Annotated in this window: 12 protein-coding genes; 1 reads left to right on the plus strand and 11 read right to left on the minus strand. The window is 47.2% G+C overall.

Going from position 1 to position 19,489, the window contains the following annotated elements:
• Nucleotides 1–250 precede the first annotated feature (250 nt).
• The 10 genes from B9Y93_RS07150 to leuC all read right to left on the minus strand — a co-directional run bounded on the left by B9Y93_RS07150 (nt 251) and on the right by leuC (nt 16,430).
• Nucleotides 251–2,104, minus strand: coding sequence for an ABC transporter ATP-binding protein (locus B9Y93_RS07150; protein WP_085494006.1), 1,854 nt, complete (start codon nt 2,102–2,104; stop codon nt 251–253).
• A gap of 11 nt (nt 2,105–2,115) precedes the next feature.
• Nucleotides 2,116–3,888 carry an ABC transporter ATP-binding protein gene (locus B9Y93_RS07155; protein ID WP_085493608.1) on the minus strand — a complete coding sequence of 591 codons (1,773 nt, stop codon included), beginning with the start codon at nt 3,886–3,888 and terminating at the stop codon, nt 2,116–2,118.
• A 286-nt stretch (nt 3,889–4,174) separates the two neighbouring features.
• The gene (locus tag B9Y93_RS07160; protein WP_085493609.1) at nt 4,175–7,897 is read right to left on the minus strand and encodes a dynamin family protein; all 3,723 of its coding nucleotides are present in this window, start codon (nt 7,895–7,897) and stop codon (nt 4,175–4,177) included.
• A gap of 116 nt (nt 7,898–8,013) precedes the next feature.
• Complete coding sequence (locus B9Y93_RS07165) at nt 8,014–8,286, minus strand: NAD/NADP transhydrogenase alpha subunit (RefSeq protein WP_085493610.1); 273 nt, start codon at nt 8,284–8,286, stop codon at nt 8,014–8,016.
• A 28-nt stretch (nt 8,287–8,314) separates the two neighbouring features.
• Nucleotides 8,315–8,989: an endonuclease III gene (gene nth / locus B9Y93_RS07170; protein ID WP_085493611.1), complete on the minus strand. Its 675-nt coding sequence runs from the start codon at nt 8,987–8,989 to the stop codon at nt 8,315–8,317.
• 139 nt (nt 8,990–9,128) lie between these two features.
• Nucleotides 9,129–11,882: an S-layer homology domain-containing protein gene (locus B9Y93_RS07175; protein WP_085493612.1), complete on the minus strand. Its 2,754-nt coding sequence runs from the start codon at nt 11,880–11,882 to the stop codon at nt 9,129–9,131.
• A 114-nt stretch (nt 11,883–11,996) separates the two neighbouring features.
• Entirely contained in the window at nt 11,997–12,641 is a 645-nt protein-coding gene (locus B9Y93_RS07180; protein WP_085493613.1) for a GerMN domain-containing protein, read from the minus strand.
• 60 nt (nt 12,642–12,701) lie between these two features.
• Nucleotides 12,702–14,144, minus strand: a complete 1,443-nt coding sequence (locus B9Y93_RS07185; RefSeq protein WP_085493614.1) for an N-acetylmuramoyl-L-alanine amidase family protein — start codon at nt 14,142–14,144, stop codon at nt 12,702–12,704.
• Between the two features lie 234 nt (nt 14,145–14,378).
• On the minus strand, nt 14,379–14,993 hold the full coding sequence (gene leuD / locus B9Y93_RS07190) for a 3-isopropylmalate dehydratase small subunit (protein WP_085493615.1): 615 nt from the start codon (nt 14,991–14,993) through the stop codon (nt 14,379–14,381).
• A gap of 15 nt (nt 14,994–15,008) precedes the next feature.
• Nucleotides 15,009–16,430 carry a 3-isopropylmalate dehydratase large subunit gene (gene leuC / locus B9Y93_RS07195; RefSeq protein ID WP_085493616.1) on the minus strand — a complete coding sequence of 474 codons (1,422 nt, stop codon included), beginning with the start codon at nt 16,428–16,430 and terminating at the stop codon, nt 15,009–15,011.
• A 132-nt stretch (nt 16,431–16,562) separates the two neighbouring features.
• Here leuC and B9Y93_RS07200 point away from each other — a divergent pair, with 132 nt between their 5' ends.
• Nucleotides 16,563–17,510, plus strand: a complete 948-nt coding sequence (locus B9Y93_RS07200) for a LysR family transcriptional regulator (protein WP_085493617.1) — start codon at nt 16,563–16,565, stop codon at nt 17,508–17,510.
• Between the two features lie 54 nt (nt 17,511–17,564).
• Here the strand turns inward: B9Y93_RS07200 and B9Y93_RS07205 are convergent, their stop codons facing one another.
• Nucleotides 17,565–19,466, minus strand: a complete 1,902-nt coding sequence (locus B9Y93_RS07205) for a glycoside hydrolase family 3 protein (RefSeq protein ID WP_176228865.1) — start codon at nt 19,464–19,466, stop codon at nt 17,565–17,567.
• Nucleotides 19,467–19,489: the final 23 nt, after the last annotated feature.

A 19,489-nucleotide genomic window follows, 5' to 3' on the forward strand; every position in this document is an offset into this window, starting at 1 on the left:
TATAGTCGATTGAAGGCTGCTTCCCTAACAGCATTGTCCTAACCTTGCTACTACAATACCCATTTCACTAGGAGAATGCAAATAATTGCCCCTACAAATGCCATAGCTTGCCCCATTTTGTCTAGATTCAAAAAGCATGGTTTCGTGCTGAAGTCGACCATTCCCTTTTATCACTTCATCTCTTAACACGATAGCTGAAAAAACGGCCATATCCAAGTCTAAACTTTGGACATGACCGTCAATATGAGTTTTACATATATTTATACTGGGCTTCAACGAGTCCGTTATAGGTTCCTCGCTTCACCATCAACTGCTCATGGCTGCCCTCTTCCACGATTCGACCGTGATCAAGCACAATGATCTTGTCGCAATAGCGAATCGTTGACAGGCGGTGAGCAATGATGAAGGACGTTCTTCCTTTAAGAAGCGTCTTCAGCGCCTCTTGAATCTTCAGTTCTGTCTCTGTATCAATACTTGCTGTGGCTTCATCCAAGATGAGAATTCGCGGATCAGCAAGCAGCGCTCTTGCAAAGGACAACAGCTGACGCTGCCCCATCGAGAGCACGTTGCCTCGCTCCTGCACTTCTGTATCATAGCCGTTCTCCATGCTCATGATGAAGTCATGGGCATGCACCGCTTTGGCTGCTCTCTCTACCTCTTCATCTGTGGCATCCAGTCTACCAAAGCGAATGTTGTCGCGGATTGTTCCCGAGAAGATGAACGTATCCTGCATGACAATCCCGATCTGAGAGCGCAGGCTTTCGAGCTCTACATTGCGGATATCAAAGCCGTCGACCAACACGCGGCCTTGCGTAGGATCATAGAAACGGCATAGCAAGTTGATGATGGTACTCTTGCCCGAGCCCGTATGACCAACCAGCGCAATGGATTGACCCGCTTCAGCGTGCAGGGATATGCCTTTTAGAGCCGCCCGACCAGGTTCATACTCAAATACCACCTGCTCGATGTTGACATCTCCCTTGATGGAAGGCATCAGCATCGCGCCTTTATTTTCACTGACGGAAGGCTTTTCATCCATAAATTCAAAGATACGCTCGGATGACGCCATCGCGATCAGCATTTGAGAATACATTTGTCCTAAGCGGTTGATCGGTTCCCAGAAGTTGCCGACATACTGTGCAAAGGCGAACAAGATCCCTACCGTGATCGCTTCAGCCTGCACGAGCCCCGTACCATAGACAAACAGAATGAAGGCTCCGATCGCACTCGTAATCTCGATAATAGGCCCGAAGGTTTGGTTCAGTGCGGATGCACGGTTCCATGACTTCAGGTTCACCGTATTCATGTAATCAAAGAACGTCATGTTCTCTTTCTCTTGCGTGTAGGCTTGTGTTACACGCATCCCTTGAATCGCTTCGTTCAAGTGTGAGTTGATTCTCGATTGCTTGATGCGCACATCCTGCCAAGCCATCCGAATCTTCTTGCGCAGCTTCGTTGAGATCAAGAACATGATCGGCACGGTGATCATGACCGCAACTGCTAGCTTAACGTTCAAGAACAAGAGAATGATGATAATGCCTAGCAGTTGCAAGCAGTCCACCAAGACGTTGATGGCTCCGTTCGTAAATAAGTCCTGCAGCGAGTTGATATCATTGGTTACCCGTACAAGCACCGATCCTGCCGGACGCTTGTCGTAGAAGCCAAAGGACAGCGATTGCAAATGCTTGAACAAATCAGCACGAAGATCATAGATGATGCGCTGTCCGATCATATTCATAAATTTAATGCGATACGTATTCGTTGCCCATTGAATCACATAAAGCACAAATGCTGTTCCAGTAATAATAAGCAGCAGCTTCATGGATGGATCAACGCCAGGTTCTGGTGCAATCGCGTGGTCAATGGCATAGCTGATTAGGAAAGGAATCGCTAGCTTGGTTAACGTACCAAGGATCATCAATATAACAAGGATCGGCAGAAGCTGTCTCTTATAAGGCTTCATGTAGGTCAACAATCTTCGCATCTGCGCCCAGTTAAACGGCTTCTCGATAATCTCATCGTCCTGATACACAAACCGATTTTTCTTATCATATGGGATGGACCCTTGTGAATCAGCCTTATTCGAGTGCTGCTCACCCGTCATGCTTGCCTGGCTCATACTTTCACCTCATTCCCTTGCTGGCCGGCCTTTCCCTCTAAATAGTCGGCATATTGTATATGGTAGATATCCTGATATGTTCCAGGCACCTGCGTTAACTGCTCATGAGTGCCGCGCTGCACAACGCGTCCCTTATCAAGCACTAGAATCTCGTCTGCTTCACGCAAGGAGGAGATACGGTGTGCGATGATAAATACAGTACGTCCCCGCATTACTTCCTTAAAGCCTTCTTGTATCTCATGCTCGGTCTCCATGTCTACCGCGCTAGTCGCATCGTCCAAGATAAGAATCTTCGGATCATTCAAGAGCGCACGTGCAATCGCGATACGCTGCTTCTGGCCTCCTGACAGGCCTAACCCGCGTTCACCAACGATGGTATCATAGCCAAGCGGCAGCTCCATAATGAAGTCATGCGCCTTTGCGAGCTTCGCCACTCGGACAATGTCGTCCTCCGTAACATCATGGCGACCGTAAGCAATGTTGTTGCGTATGGTGGAAGAGAAGAGGAACGTCTCTTGGAACACCGTAGCAATCTGACGGCGCAGACTCGTGATATCGATATCCCGAACATCAGTTCCATCAAGCATTACCTGTCCGCTCTGTACGTCGTAAGCACGCATCAACAGCTGTATAATCGTTGATTTGCCTGCCCCTGTACCACCAAGAAGTCCAATCACCTTTCCTGCCTCAGCATCGATATTGACATCATGCACCGCATGCTGATCGCCTTCATAGCCAAAGGATACATGTTCGAACTGCACATGGCCTTTAACTAACTCTGGATCCAGTTTCTTCGCATTTGGCTTATTCACGATATCTTCTTCTGAGTTCAGCAGTTCTAACACGCGTTCACCAGAAGACTTTGCCTGTGTGTAGTTGTTGATATGGAAGCCAAGTCCCCACATGGGTCCGATAATGTACCAGATCATGCTGAAGAAGGCTACTAGCTCGCCAAGAGTCAGTTTTTCTTGAATAACAAAGGTACCGCCGACGCCAAGCAAGATGACAACACTGATGCTTGCGAGAATTTCCATGACAGGGAAGTAGTTCCCCCACAAATTCGCAATCAGAATCTGATTGTCCTTATAAGCATTATTGCGATCAACGAATTTATCAACTTCATAGGGCTCTCTTGCAAAAGATTTTACGGTGCGCACGCCCGTGATATTCTCTTGAACAGCTGTATTCAAGGAGCTGAATGTCTTGCGCATCTCGCGAAATGCAGGGTGGATCTTATTCTCGAATCGAATCGCGACAAACCCAAGCACAGGTATAAAAATAAAGCAAACCAATGTCAGCTGCCAGTTAATCGACAGCATCATCGCAGCTCCGAACACGATCATCAGCACCATGTTCAGAATTTGTGCAAAGCCAAACCCAACAAACTGTCTAACCCCCTCAAGATCTGCTGTTAGGCGGGACATCAGATCTCCCGTTCTTGCTTTGTCATAATAGCGATAAGATAGCGATTGCAATTTGCGATAGGAGGCATTGCGCATCGCATAGGCCGTGTAGTTACCCAGTCTCCCCCCAAAGAAGCCGTGTAAAAATTGTAAGGTGCCTTTAAGGCTAACAACGGCAACCACCGTACCAGCTAGCCAAGGCACCCATTCGTATTTTTCCTCTGTAATTACGTCATCGATTAGGATCCTGAGTAAGTTCGGATACACAAGCCCTAATGCGGTGGCGATCATTAAGCAAAGGATCGATACAAACAGCAGCTTTTTTTTCGGCCAATAAAAAGGTGCTAGCTGTTTAAAGACGTCCATGATTAATCCCCTCTCCGTGTTTCTAACGATATGTACCGCAGTTTATCATCACCCCATACGAACTTCAAAACCAGTTTTTCAGCGTTATGACGTAAATGAGACGATTCTTTGTCATTAAGACCCCATAACCTTATGTAATCTTTTATATCTGCCGTATTCCTGCGTTCACATCCTTTTCTTAAACATAAAAAAACCCGAGGCGCATGAAGCAGTCGGGTTTTGGAAAAGCATGGTTGTAATCGATATCATTTTGATATATAAATTCATAGAATTGATCTCATTTCGGCTATGAATGGAGGCGAAGCGCAGCATCTAATTCCTCAATCGCAGCTTCTAGGCGTTCAAGCTGCCTTGGATCCGACAAAGCCTCCGTCATGGACTGTTTGTATATATTTATTTTTTCCACAGCAAAGGTCTGCCATTCAACAAATGAGCGCTGCCACTCGGCCCACGCATGCGCTGCAAATCCTGATTGTTCTGCCTGTATCGCTGCCGTGATAAACTTCTCCGCTCGCTCATCGAGTCTTGCCCGCAGCTTCTCGCGTCCGCCGCCGGTAAAGAAATGCTTGCTGCTCTTGTACAATGCCATCAGTTCGCGCTCAGACAATGGGTCATTCTTCTCCATCCACTCGGCCGTTAGCTGAATAGTTGGCGTGGTCCATGATCCAGGCTTCCAATCCTCTGGGTCATAGTCATTTAATCGGACAGTGACCTGCTCCCATTGTCGTTTAATGAACAAAAGCAGTTCACGCTTGGCATATTGCTCAACCCGCAGACTTGTTGCAAGCAGTTCATTGGTCAGCTCCAAGGTAAGCGTCGATTCCCAGTCGCGCAGCGATTGAACCAAAGCGCTCGTAATATGCTTGTCGTCGCCTCTTAACGTTGCGGGATTGAACGCATGCGCAAAGCTGTCATGGGAGCGATACATGATTCTTTGCTTCACATGATAGAGCAGCTCTTCGCTTTCTTGAATTAAGAAACGCTGAGTAGAACTCCCGTCTTCCGCAGCAATGAGCTCTACAGCTTGATCGGAATGAACTTTTAGCTCCAGGAGCCTGCTTTCGCGTGTCCTGCTGTCCTGCTTTGCAGCATGATTCATCGTCAGGAGCTGATGTCTTAGCTTCTCTACATCGGAGATTGCTGCCTGTGTGACCATGCCGCTTAATTCCTGATCGACAAATTGATGAAAAGCTTGCTCGAATTGGAGGAAGCCCGACGACTCATGCAAAGCCTGATCGCCAATTTGTTTGGCTTCCAATCCACGCAGGCTCGACACGGGGAACAGGCGTGGGTTGCGAATGCCAAATTCCTGCAGTCGCTCCTTCACATATTGTAGCACACTATCCAATTCCTCATTAGAAGCAGCTAGATCACAGGCATTAACGATAAAGAACATCTTATCCAGCTCAAATGCATCCTTCACCCGACCAAGCTGCGTCAAGAACTGGCGATCTGCTTGGGAAAAGGCATGATTGTAATACGTCACAAAAAGAATCACATCGGCATTCTTGATGTACTCGAACGATACCCCCGTATGTCTGGCGTTCACAGAATCTGCGCCAGGGGTATCTACGAATGTAAAGCCGCTTTGGGTCCACGGACTATCAAGCAATAGATCAATGCGCTCAACAAATGCGGACTTGCGTTCTACCGCTACGAACTGTCGATACTCCTCTTCTTGAACATGCTGCACCTGACCAAGCGAAGACGACAACTCCTTATACCCCTCTGCCACTGCCTGTATAAAGCTGTAATAAGGCCTTCCTGCTGGATGCACCTGCTCTGGCTTCCACGCCGCGGCGAGATGCAGTGTCTCCTTCATGCTTAACTCTTGCGTATGATCCGCTCCCAGCCTAGCGCATGCATAGCGCATATCATCAAGCAGCCTATCCTCTGTCTTCAGGCGCACAGCCGCAGTGCGATGATCCTCCGGCTGTCTTGCAAGCGAAATCTGATTAATCGCTGCAGTCGTAGGATTCGGAGAGACTGGCAGTACGGACTCACCGAACAAGGCATTGGCAAAAGAAGACTTGCCTGCGCTGAAGGCGCCGAACAATGCTGCCGTATACTGCTGATGAGCGATGCGTCTATTCTTCTCCTTAAGTGAGGCACAAAGCGATGCCATTGCTGGAAACTGTGCTGCTGTATGCGAAGCATGCTCAAGCAGCTCCTGGACACGAAGCATTCGATCCTTGGCATGTTGCTCTCTTGCAGCGAATGGCGCCCAAGAGCCAGCAGAGACATTCTCCGAAGAGGTCGTAGCTACCGCAGTACCAGAGTCATCAGACTCTTGAATGATGGAGCGTTCCGGAGAAGGATGATTGGCACGCATTTCCTTTAGCGCATGCCTTAATCTTGCTTCAGCGGTCTCTGTAAACTCCGGCAGCATCGCTTGATAGCGAAGATAGCCTGCTTGAACCTGCTCCATTTCCTGCTGGATCTGTTTTTCCCGCTCCAGCTGATCCTCAAATGCTTGAAGCTCCTCTTGAATGGCGGCTGCGCGCTCTTGATCCTGTCTTTGAATCATGGAAATAAGCTCATCTACCTTGGCCAGAACAGCTTTGCGAATGCTTGATTTGGCAAGCTCGCTTTGGGTTCGGCAATAATTCAAGGTGTATTCCCCCGATCCAGCGGAACTTGGTTGAACCGCCGCTTGGAACCACTGCTCTGTAAAAGCAGGGAAGGCCTGTTCCATTTGTTCGACCATCTGAGCTTCATCGCCACCTGCTGCAGAAGCTAGATGGCGGATCAGGGTTAGGACATGAGGGATGATATTTCCTTGCACTTCATGCCGGAACCGCTGACACAGCTCTTGCAGCCGGCTTTCCTTTTCCTGCTCCGTTTTCTTCGAACTGAACAACAAGCCAACCTTGAACCCCGGCCGCATGCTCTCCAGATAATGCGCTGCTGCATCTCTTAGAACAGCAGGCGTTATATTCGCATCTTTGAGCAGCTTATCAAGCTCACGCACCGTCTGTTCCCGTACTTCTGCTGAATGGGCCAACTGCTGCTGCATGTTTGACTCCAGTGAGGCAGCCTTCTCATGGAGGACACTAGCCGCCTCTTCTCCACCAACACTTTCTTGCCATAATTCGTACTTTTCTAGCAGCGGCTCCAACTCACGCTCCTCATATTCCTTAAGCAGGGCTATGGCTGCCCGTATGATGGATTGCGCTGCTAATTGCCCGCTCTCCTGAACGAGAACTTCAATTCCAGCCTTCAGCTGCTCCCATTCATTATGAGGATGATCCAGCTTCTTCATCGATATATAATAGATGTCGAGTGGCTCAATGCCCCACATCGTCAAGGCTTGAGATACATCATGCTGATAGGTCGAGAATGGAAGCTCTTGTTCACGGTGCTTATCAATCTGATTCACAACCCAGATTAACGGCTTGCCAGCTTCTGATACCTTCTTCGCAAAGTCAAAATTCAGCTCGGATTGCACATGGTTGTAATCCGTCATATACACAACAACGTCCGCCATATGAAGGGCTGATTCTGTAGCCTCTCGATGGAGCGGATCAGTGGAATCAACACCTGGTGTATCCAGCAGTGCAGTACCACTCTCCAGCCAAGAGAGAGGCTCATAGATCGTGACTCTTTCAACTTGCTCCCCATCACGGCATGCTTCCTCTAGCTGTGCCAATGGTACTTCCTCTACCAGCCTGTGCGCGCCTTCCTCTGTTCTCCTCACCAATTGCACCCTGCTGTCTCCATAGCGAATCGTCACCACGTTCGCGCTCGTAGGGATGGGGCTAGAGGGCAGAAGCTGCCGTCCACACAGCTGATTAATAATCGTTGATTTTCCTGCCGAGAAATGCCCGCACATTGCCAGCATAAATTGTCTTTCATGTGCTTTTTGGGCAAGCTCCCTTAACTTATTCTTCAAATCATCATCTTGCACCTGATCTGCTAGATTCAACAAGTGATCATGCAATTCCAAGCTTGTATTCCCCAATCCCCCGTTATCAGGCGAATACCTTCTTGCTTCCACTTCATGCTGCATTGTACGATTCTACCTCACTCCCACTAGGTATAACGAAACTTTGCCTTCCTTTTGCTTGAGAAAAAAAGAAAAAACCGAGCAGCTCGGCTTCCTCTTTTTGCCTGCTTACTCGGTTTCTAGTGTACCATATTTTGCTGTTCAGGTAGAATAATTTCAAATTGCTTAGAGTGCTGAAGGATGGTAATGCCTTGATCCTTCACTCTCATCACGACAACATCCCGCTTCTGGCGAAGGCGATTAACGTATTCCTCTGGTACATCTCCCGCTCCGTACACCGTTACTCCATCGACCACGATCTCTTCATCTTCTCCAACACTTTGCTGCATCACCTTGTCATAAATATCGGAGAACTGTTCAAAATTGTCTGTATATACGGCTATGCACTTCAAATCTACCGACCACCTGTCTCTAATCTTCTTATTTACCATTCTTTCTCGATGGAGCTGATTTCATACGTTTTTTTCCGAATTTACATATATCAAGTAAAGGGCAAACCTCACATTGTGGGGATTGTGCTTTGCAATGATAACGACCAAAAAAGATAAGACGGTGATGGGTCAATGTCCACTCATCACGTGGTACCTTGCGCATCAGCTTCTTCTCTACTTCCAATACACTATCTTCTTCATTTGCAAGACCCAAGCGCTTCGAAACCCGCTCTACATGGGTATCCACTGCAATGGCAGGCACACCAAACGCATTGGAAACCACCACATTCGCTGTCTTTCTTCCAACTCCGGGCAGTTCTGTTAACTGCTCATGCTTCTGAGGAATCTCACCGCCATACTGATCAAGGACCAGTTGGCACAGCTTCTGAATATTTTTCGCTTTATTTCGATATAGCCCAATTCGACGAATATCCTGCTCAAGCTCTTCTAAAGGCACAGCGAGATAATCTTCCGGCCGTTTATACTTTTGAAATAAATTCGCTGTGACCTTATTCACCGTTTCATCTGTGCATTGAGCGGACAATAACACCGCAATCGTCAGTTCAAAGGGATTTGAATGATGCAGCTCACAATGAGCATCTGGGAACATCTCGCCCAGCGTATCCAAGATTCTGCGAACCTTTGCACTTGTCGCCACTCTCATTCCCTCCTATCCATCTTTATGCATTATATCATTGACTGGTAGCGTAAAAACAGTCTTATATGCAAACTGTCCCATCCAAATGTTGGACGGGACAGTTGAAGAAACCAATCAATTCATGAATTGCAGTTGAAAGCTACATTTATAGCTTTTCAATCTCGACAATTTGACCCTTTTGCAAATACAACACAAGTGAATCTCCATCTTTTAAGGAGCTTACGCTTATGGTATTTCCATTGCTGTGAATATAAGCATTTGGACTAATCGTATAACGATAGTTGTTATCATTAAGGTTGCTGCGGCGCACAGACAACTCTCTGCTGGAAGCATCGTATTTCCAGAACGTCTTGCTAAGGCCTGCTTGTACTTTTAAGACGGAAGCATTCTTCGCATCTTTGCGAGCCTCAACGCGATCCCCTACTTTTAGCGAGCTAATGCTTGATGCAGCACCTGTGCTCGCCAGAACAGTCAAGCCATTAGCAGAAGAGTAGGTTGAGGTTTGCCCCGCATAATTCTTGATAACGACAACACCGTTTGAAGTATCCACAGACTCCACGATTCCTGTTGTTACAGGAATAACTCGAAGCTCAACAAGATTGCTGCCATCAAAGATCGCATTCACAACATCATTTGTTGTGAGGCTGGACAGGTTAATCCGTTCATTCTTCTCATTGTAGATCGGTTGGCTTCCTACATAGATTTCTTTTACGATATTGTCTGTATCGCGCAAAGATACTCGATTGCTGCTTGTATTCACCTGAGCAACCTCAAACTGCTTATAACTGCGAACAGCCAGTGAGATCACATAGTTTTGGTCTGTAGAGAGCAAAGCTGTAACATAATCACCGCTGTTCACATCAGTTAACGTTGCGTTACTTTTGCCAAACATATCAACGCTAATCAAAGAATACTGATAGGGCAGCGTTACGATCTGATCATTAGCCAGCTTCAGTGTAATGGTTCTAGATGATGTGCTGGCATGGATCAACGTGCCTTCGTATTTATGAACAATTTGTACAAGCAGCACTTTATCCGCTGTGTACTGAATATTGATCTTGCGAGAGCCGTTTAACATTGACAGAATCGCTTCACCCATAATTGGGTTTCCATTGTATTCATATTTGGTATCATTGCCAAGATAGAAGATGTATGGCTTGTTCTTATCGTCTGTCACAGACAAGAGCTTCTTCTCTTTGTCATAGTTGATCACGGACGCCCCAATCAATGACTCTACCTTGCGATCTACGACTTCAATCTGTGTAACCTGATCATCGCCATTGACAGTAAGCTTGACACGATCGCCATATTCGCCAGCTACAAGATCATCAATGCTAGGATTGGTCATGCCTTTGATGACCACAGATACACGTGTAACAAGGCGCTTTGCTTCTAACTTGCCATCGTCTTTTAGGATCGTAACGCTTGTCTTTGTCGGTCCAACTTCAAATAGACGGCCTTGAATCGTTACCTCTGGCGCCTTTGCGAGCTCAATGCTTGTAATCACGCTGTTTTTGACCGTGTACGAAACTTTGCTGTTCACGGACAGATCTTTGATGCCATTAGGCATGATTTGATCTCCATAGCGAACAATCACGTCGTCAGCAACGCGGAACGTCTCTTTTGCGCCATTCTCAGCTTGAATCTCAAGATTGCGGGCAGTCGTATCAATGGAGGCGATGGTGCCTGTAGCCGTTTTATTTACCGGACCGGACTTCACCTTAACGACGAGCACCTTGCGCTCCTGAGAGAACGTTTCCTTCATGATTTCAATCTCGGAATCTACTTTTAGATCCTTAGCCGCAATAACATTGCCAGATGCATCTTTAAATGAGGTATTGTCCTCATATTTAATACGAGTATCTTCGCCTGAATTGAAGTTTACAAAAATTGTGTTCTCACCAGGGAGCACATACTTGACTTTACCCGTAATGGTCTCCACCTGCTGCTTGGCGTCCATCAGTTCCACATATGGCGCACTATTTAGCGTAGAGATCACTTTTACCTTCGTATACATCGGAATGTCGCTCTTCAAGATCGACTTCTCGCTGTCAGACTTGTACCACATCGTCTTGTCATCAATGCGATAGCTTGTCCACTTGCCATCTTCCGTATATACCTTAATCGCATTGTCCGTGATTTCACTTACGATGCCCATTACCTGCGCATCATAAGCAATGCTGCTCACTGCATCCCCACGGCTAAAGAAGGTGGCGATCTGTGCTCTTGTTACTTTACCTTGTGGATCGAAACGATTCTTATCTACACCCGTCGTAAGACCAAGCTCAACGGCCACATTTACGTATCCCAGATTGCTGGCATTGATCTTGCTGTTGTCTGCGAAAGAGGTTGGCATGGTCATCACTTGCTTGGCATCGGATTCCTTGCCTACTGCGCGAACAAGTATCTTGGTGATCCATTCACGAGATGCTTTTTGGTCACCCCACGGTTTTTTCGGATCCAAGTTTTTAAGCTCCTCTTCACTGTTCAACAAGCCTTTCTGGAAGGCGAGCACCGTATAGGACTTAAAGTAATTGCCTACTTTAAAGTCCTCTGGCAGCGCAGCATTACCTGATTCGTTCAATTCATTTTCAAGCCCCATGTAACGTATGGCAAGCGCAATTGCTTCCTGCTGCGTAATATCATCAGCTGGTCTGAATTTGCCGTTGTTTCCTTTCAATATTCCAAGTGCAGCTAGCTTATGTATATGCTTTTCAGCCCAGTGGCCTAATTTAACATCGCTAAAAACAGGACTGTAAGTTCCCTCCGCTGCGCTCGCTGTCACTTCAGCATGCTCAGCAGGAGCCGCTAGAACGGCAGGAACTGCAGATACCGTCATTGTCATTGCCAAAAGCGCACTTGTGACCGTGCTTACTTTCTTCTTCATGTTCGGCTTCATCTTATCTCTCCTCTTCCATAGTTCATAAAAAATGTGCATAACAGCTATAATTCGACACAAACAGGGGCATATCCTGCCCCTGTTTGTGATTCTTTCTTATTTCATGCCATGTCATTATGGACGCATAAATGGGTGCTCTAATGTAACATGCCCCATCAAGCTTTCTGTTGCTTGACCATCGACCAGCAGATCAATGGACTTCACCTCATCAAATTGGAACAAGGTCTTCGTTAACGCTTCGATGGCAAATGACTCTCCGCCAGCACCCAAATGTCCATTATCAGGAACATGAACATCAATCGTCAGCATGCCGTTGTCATTTAGCTTTGAAGATTTGAACTCTATTTTTTTCCACAGCGCATACGTCTGATCGCCATCGGTCTGAAGTGCCTTCAAAGCCGCTTGAATCTTCTCTTCCACATTGCCAAAGGTGATCGTCACTTTCTCTTCCTTCAGCTCCATAAGCTCATCATCGGTCTTATACACGGTAATGCTCTGCTGTTGTTTAGCCGCATCAGGCTTATCGTTGGAGCCAGAAGAGCCATTGTTAGAACCGCCTTCGTTCGGCTTCGTGCTGTCGGTGTCCCCGGTGTCGTTCGAATCGCCTTGCTGATTGCCATTTTGGTCTTGCCCTGTATGCTGATCAGTGGAATCAGTAGTTGTCTGATCACCTGACGAAAGATTCTTGTTCGTACAAGCTGCAAGCATCGTGATAGCCAACACAAAGATCATAAGACCTAACCATTTACGTTTATTCATTCCCTATCAACCTCCTTGTCATGGTTATACACGTATGACGGACTTCTCAAACATAGTACGTCAAGATAACCCGAGATACGCTTTAATTCCATTGAACACCTGTTCAGCAACTCGCTGCTGGAATTGCTCATCGAACATTTTGGCTTCATCGCTTGTATTGCTCAAGAAGCCGATTTCGAGCAGGATGCCAGGCATTTTCGTATTCCGAATGACATGAAGGTTTCCTTGGCGGACTCCACGATCCTTTAGCTGTGTGCCCTGCAATAAATATTTGTGCATTACGTCTGCAAATGCCTTGCTCTCTGGACGATACCAATAGGTCTCTGTACCATTGGCAGCAGCTGAATCCGCGCTATTGCCGTGAATCGATACAAACAGGTCTGCATTTAGATCATTCGCAATCTTTACACGATCAGACAGTTCTAAGAATGTATCGTCTTCTCTTGTCAGTACCACATGGAATCGATCATCCTTGCGCATAAGCTCAGCAATCTTCAGCGTTTGCTGCAAGTTAAAGTCCTTCTCTGTGCGCTTCTTGACACTTACAGCACCTGAATCGTGGGCACCGTGCCCAGCATCCAATACGACTGTATACTTGCCGTCTGGCTTCGTTGGGGGAATCGTAGTCCCGCCGCCAGATGACTTGGTGCTTACTTCAAAGGAGAGCAATCCGCTGCCATTCTTCGTTGTCTTAACATCAAGCGCGTAGCTTGCATCAATCACGAAGCGGACGGTTTCCTTTTCGAATTGGGCAAAACGAACCTGCTGCACATCAGGGTAGCCTGTAATAAGCTGTGTTCCCTGCCCGCCATTCGTCATGCCGTACTTTTCCAGGAACTCTTGAGAGAATGTCGTCTTAGGCAAGTCAATAATGACACGATCAGGTGCTGTCATCATCGAAATCTTGGGTTCGACGTCTTTTTCAAGTGAGATATGTAAAGTATTCTCTCCAAACACGAAGTCCTGCACCTTGGTCAGGCTGGCATTCGGCGTCTCCGACCCAGTGCCATTGCCCTCTCCCGTGCCGCCAGTTCCAGGTGGTGTTGGTTCCACAGTAGAGCCATCGTCTGGTGTAAACAGATATACTGACTTCGAGCTGTTATCCCAGTCCACCGTTAGTCCCATGCTCTCACCAACAAAGCGTAGAGGCACAAGCGTTGAACCGCCTGAGATATAAGCAGGTTGGTCCAACTTTACTTCTTTGCTGTTGATGGTAGCTGTCTTGCTGTCAATCTTCAATTCAATTCGCTTGTTATCACCATATATGACAACCATTCGCGTGTTCTTTTCCCAATCAACCTTATACCCTAGCGTCTCTGACACAACGCGAATTGGTACCATTACAAAATTATTTTTTAACGTAATGGGCTCAGGAGTCTTAATCGAACTTCCGTCTAAATAAAGCGAGGGTTGTGGGGCAGCCTGTCCCACTTGTGGAAAAACAATTGCAAGAAGAAACATGAACATTAAGCCAGTCAACCATCTTTTCGTCTTTTGCTGCATCTTCACCTCTACATCCTTTCGTATTGTTCTGACACTCTGAATCTATGAAATAACGTTCAAAGGAACAGACGTTAATTTAGACGAAAATAACTGACAAAAGTTGCGTTAATCCAAATAAAACTGACATAGAAATTATAGCGTATTTTACCAAGGTTCGTCAGCAATAAAAAACACGGACCTTTAGTTATTAACTAAAGGTCCGTGTTGATGCGTGTATACGTTGATCCTATCCCATTAAGCTTGTGCAGGGTATGCCAAGCGATTGCTGTGCTTCAGCTCGTAATTGCCAATAGCCTCTTCATGCTTCAGCGTTAATCCGATATCGTCAAGGCCTTGAAGCAGAAACTGACGACGGTGCTCATCAAGATCGAAGCTGTAGCTTAAGCCATAGTCATCGGAGATTTGCTTCTTCTCCAGATCGATATGCAGTTGATAGCCTTCATGCTTGCTTGTGCGTTGGAACAATTCTTCCACTTGCTCCTCCGAGAGCTTAATAGGAAGAATTCCGTTTTTGAAGCAGTTGTTATAAAAAATATCCGCATACGAAGGCGCAATCACACAGCGGAAGCCAAAGTCCAAGATAGCCCATGGCGCATGCTCGCGCGATGAGCCGCAGCCAAAGTTCGCACGGGAGATCAGTACGCTTGCATCTTTATATTCAGGCTGATTCAAGCTAAAGCTAGGAATCGTATTTCCTTCCTCATCAAAACGCCACTCATAGAACAAAAATTGTCCAAATCCGCTGCGCTCAATTCTTTTTAAAAATTGCTTTGGAATAATTGCGTCAGTATCGACATTGACACGATCCACTGGTGCTACAAGTCCGGTCATCGTTGTGAATGCTTGCATCTTGATTCCTCCCTACTAGTTCATCACTTCAGTTTTGATTTCCCAGTTCCGCACATCGACAAAACGTCCCTCAATCGCTGCGGCTGCAGCCATCGCGGGAGAAACAAGATGCGTACGTCCGCCTCGCCCTTGGCGACCTTCGAAGTTGCGGTTCGAGGTAGATGCGCAGCGTTGTCCGGGCTGCAGTACATCTGGATTCATGGCCAAGCACATGCTGCAGCCTGCCTCCCGCCACTCGAAGCCTGCGTCAACGAAGATCTGGTCCAAACCTTCCTTCTCAGCCTGCATTTTTACTCGTCCAGATCCTGGAACCACAATTGCGGTTACCTTATCGCTTACCTTGTAGCCGCGTGCAATCTCAGCCGCAGCTCGCAAGTCTTCAATACGTCCATTCGTGCAAGAGCCAATGAATACATAATCGATCCCGATCTCAGTCATCGGCGTTCCTGGGGTAAGCCCCATATATTCAATCGCCTTCTCGGCTGCTTTTCGTTCATTTTCGGTTGTAAAGTCCGCTGGATTAGGAACAGCAGAAGTGATGTTCGTTCCCATGCCAGGGCTTGTTCCCCAAGTCACTTGTGGAATCAATGCATCTACATCAAAATCAACAACCGTATCATATGTGGCTCCTTCATCTGTTGAGAGCTCGCTCCACTGCTGTACCATTTGCTCAAATGCTTCGCCCTGAGGAACATATTGGCGGCCTCTTAAATAATTATACGTTGTCTCATCAGGTGCAATCAGACCTGCGCGTGCGCCGGCTTCAATGGACATGTTGCATACGGTCATGCGCTCTTCCATCGTCAGCTCACGAATGGCATCCCCCGTATACTCCACAACATATCCTGTAGCAAAATCTGTTCCATACTTAGCAATAACGCCGAGGATCATATCCTTCGCGGTTACTCCAGGCTTGCGCGATCCCGCAAAACGGACTTCCATCGTCTTGGACTTTGCCTGCTGCAGGCATTGTGTAGCCAGCACGTGCTCAACTTCGCTTGTCCCAATACCAAAGGCAAGCGCTCCAAAGGCACCATGTGTCGAGGTGTGGCTGTCGCCGCAAACAATCGTCTTGCCTGGGTGCGTCAAGCCAAGCTCAGGCCCCATGACATGCACGACGCCTTGGTCTACATCGTTTAGGTCGAACAAGCGAACGCCAAAATCCTCGCAGTTCTGGGACAGCGTATCGATCTGCTGCTTCGAAATAGGATCTGAAATATTAAAGCGATCCTTAGTAGGAACGTTATGATCCATGGTGGCATAGGTCAAATCTGGACGACGAACCTTGCGTCCACTCAAGCGAAGCCCTTCGAATGCCTGTGGCGATGTAACCTCATGAACCAAATGAAGGTCGATATAAAGAATGCTCGGCTTTCCTGTCTCCTGCACAATTTCGTGCTGATCCCAAATTTTTTCATATAACGTTCTCTTCGTCATATTCCTCACCTCTCGCATTGATCTGCGTTCTCTTTGTATTGCAATCAATATATCATTCCTTTATTCATAGTTCCAAGATATAATATCTATAATATTAATAGGTTTGGACTATATAGCAGATGAGGTGTAAACATGGAATTCAGGCAATTGCAGTATGTTCTGCAAATCGCAGAGGAAAAGAACTTTTCAAGAGCAGCAGACAAGCTGCACATCGCCCAGCCATCGCTTAGTCAGCAGCTCTCGAAGCTGGAGAAAGAGATCGGAGTGTTATTGTTTCAGCGAACGACGAACTCTGTGGAGATGACGCATGCAGGAGAGGTATTTGTAGAGCGTGCGCAGAAGATCCTTGATTCTATGGAGCAGCTGCGAAAGGAGATGTCCGATATCTCGCAGACCAAAGCAGGAAAAGTTACAATCGGTACGATGCCGATCACCGGATCGCATATCCTGCCTCATGTCGTTCCTCAGTTCCATCATCGCTACCCGGACATTGATTTCGTATTGACTGAGGAGCCTTCGACTTCCATGTTGATCAAAATGACGGCCCAAGGCAAAATCGACCTATGCCTGCTCTCCCTGCCGATACAGGAAGAATCCTTATCTTATGAACCCATTATTGAAGAAGAGATTTTTTTAGCGGTGCCTAAGGAGCATCGCTTATACAAGCACTATGTTGACCATGGAGAACCAATCGATCTAGCTGCCGTGCAGGACGAGGCCTTTATATCGCTTAAGCGCGGTCAGGGCTTCCGCCAGATCACGCTTGATCTGTGCAGAGAATCGGGATTCGAACCCAAGGTCGTATTTGAGAGCAGCAATATTGAGACCGTGCAATCCCTAGTAGCGTCAGGCATGGGAATTGCCTTTGTCCCTTCCCTCATTGCAACTGCGCCAAGAAGCGAGTTTGTACCCGCTTATATTCCGCTTCGAAACCGTCCTTCTAGAACGTTGGTGCTCGCATATCGTACTGGACGCTATATGTCCAAGGCAGCCGAGGCCTTCATGGAAACATTAAAAGACACGGTCGCTGTTCAGTTCAGTGACCGTGTCCGTGCCGTACTTCATCATAATCATCTATAAGCTTGCTACCAAGGAGCCGTTTGACTGTTATCAACGTTCATTGTGAATCAAGGCCTATTCAACGGGAGAGCGTCCAGGCGGTGGATCTGAGGCGAACAACGCCTCAACCACTGCTTGGATATTCGCTGTTGTTGCTCCGTAGCTCAAGAAACGAAGAGGCACACCTTCCAGAAGCTCGGTATCATAAGGTGATCCAATGGAGACTGAGGCCATATTCATACCACTGTTCGCAACATGCGCAATCGCGCTTGTCATCACATTTTGAATTTGCGGCTTGAGCTGCAAATCCCTAGTAACAAACAAGATTCCATCCTCATCGGTATCCATCGTGGCAAGATGCAGCTTATTTTCAACCTCATCTTCTGACAATGCACGCAGAGAAATCACCTCTGTGACGACCGCCTTGTTATCTGAAGCATAAGACTGAATCGCTTCGTTCAAGAGCTTAATGGCATATGGATCAGTACCTACAATATGAAGCTTCTTCATCTTCGCATGAATGAACGGAAGCTTAGAAGCATCTCCTTCCAAGGTAGTTGAGAGCCTAGCAACCTGCAGTGCAAACTCAAGATCTCCGTTGCTCTCTATCCACTCTTGAGCATGCTTCAGCTGTTCCTCTTCTTCAAGCATCTCACGATTCTCAGCCAATAAGCCGTACTTTGCCTTAATCGTCAAGACGCGCAACACACTTTCATCAATTTTTTCCTGCGGGAGACGCCCTTTAAGAACCGCATCGATCAAATGCTGTTTAACACGTGCAGGGTGCGCAGGCATTAGCAGGACATCAGCACCGGCGTTAATGGCCATCTCGCTTGCCTCTTCAATGCCAAAGTGCTGCTCAATCGCCCCCATATTCATGGCATCGGTAATGATGACGCCTTGAAAGTCCATGCTCGTGCGAAGGAGATTCGTAAGCAGTTCCTTAGACAGCGAAGCTGGCGTATAGATCGGCTTGCCATCCTTTCTCGATTGAATCGTGGAAGAATCAAGCGCTGGCACCGCGACATGCGCGCTCATGACCATGTCCACGCCTTGGTCTATCGCATCCTGAAAAGGCTTAAGATCTATGCTTTCCAACTGCTCCTTCGTATGCTTAAGTACTGGCAGATTCACATGCGAATCAACATTTGTATCGCCATGCCCTGGAAAGTGCTTCACTACTGCTGGGATATTGGCCTCATGCATTCCTTCAATCATCGGCAGCATATATCGGCTAACCAGATCCGCCGACGAGCCGAAAGACCGAATGCCGATGACCGGATTGCGAGCATTGCTGTTCACATCGGCCACGGGAGCGAAGTTCACATTCATGCCGAGCGCCTGCAAGTTAAGACCAATCCGCTTCCCCGTTTCGCTGGCTAAGCTGGGTCTGTTTGAAGCGGCGATGGCCATATTCCCATTCATCCCCGACATAAATGGAAAACGAGACACAACACCCCCCTCTTGATCCACACCGATCCATGCAGGAACGGCTGTCTCAAGACGACTTAGCATCGAAGTATACGCTATCGTCTTATCGAGCGTATCGGCATCGGACCGAAACAGTATAACACCACCCGGCTTGATCTCGTCCAGCGCCTGTTTGATCGTCTTGGTTGGATGCTCTACTTCAACTGCAGACATATCCACAAACAGAAGCTGGCCAATCTTCTCTTCAAGCGAGAGCTGTTCCAAGGCGCTTTTTGCAGCAGCCTTGGCTTCTTCTTCTTTTTGTTCGAGTTCCGATTGAAGTGGAGGTTGATTCACAGCGCTCGACTCAGGCGGCTTGGCATGCTCCTGGGACGAGTTTGTCATAGGAGGAGAAACGGAATCCTTGTTCCCTAACTCCTTAAGGCTGCTATATATAAGTACACCTGCAATCATAATTAGCGCTGAGATGATTGCAATCAGCCATTTTAGATTCGTATTATGTTTCTTATTGCTTTTTTGGGAATGGTTCGATTGGCGTTGTTGCATTAGCATCTCCCCTTGTTATTCCT

Source organism: Paenibacillus aquistagni, assembly GCF_900177815.1.
Taxonomy (GTDB): Bacteria; Bacillota; Bacilli; order Paenibacillales; family Paenibacillaceae; genus Paenibacillus_B; species Paenibacillus_B aquistagni.

Coding starts and splice junctions, on each gene's coding strand:
- leuC (WP_085493616.1), bottom strand. CDS start 16,430: ATGACGAAGAGAACGTTATATGAAAAAATTTGGGATCAGCACGAAATT.
- B9Y93_RS07175 (WP_085493612.1), bottom strand. CDS start 11,882: ATGAAGCCGAACATGAAGAAGAAAGTAAGCACGGTCACAAGTGCGCTT.
- B9Y93_RS07180 (WP_085493613.1), bottom strand. CDS start 12,641: ATGAATAAACGTAAATGGTTAGGTCTTATGATCTTTGTGTTGGCTATC.
- leuD (WP_085493615.1), bottom strand. CDS start 14,993: ATGCAAGCATTCACAACGATGACCGGACTTGTAGCACCAGTGGATCGT.
- B9Y93_RS07200 (WP_085493617.1), top strand. CDS start 16,563: ATGGAATTCAGGCAATTGCAGTATGTTCTGCAAATCGCAGAGGAAAAG.
- B9Y93_RS07155 (WP_085493608.1), bottom strand. CDS start 3,888: ATGGACGTCTTTAAACAGCTAGCACCTTTTTATTGGCCGAAAAAAAAG.
- B9Y93_RS07160 (WP_085493609.1), bottom strand. CDS start 7,897: ATGCAGCATGAAGTGGAAGCAAGAAGGTATTCGCCTGATAACGGGGGA.
- B9Y93_RS07150 (WP_085494006.1), bottom strand. CDS start 2,104: ATGACGGGTGAGCAGCACTCGAATAAGGCTGATTCACAAGGGTCCATC.
- nth (WP_085493611.1), bottom strand. CDS start 8,989: ATGAGAGTGGCGACAAGTGCAAAGGTTCGCAGAATCTTGGATACGCTG.
- B9Y93_RS07185 (WP_085493614.1), bottom strand. CDS start 14,144: ATGCAGCAAAAGACGAAAAGATGGTTGACTGGCTTAATGTTCATGTTT.
- B9Y93_RS07205 (WP_176228865.1), bottom strand. CDS start 19,466: ATGCAACAACGCCAATCGAACCATTCCCAAAAAAGCAATAAGAAACAT.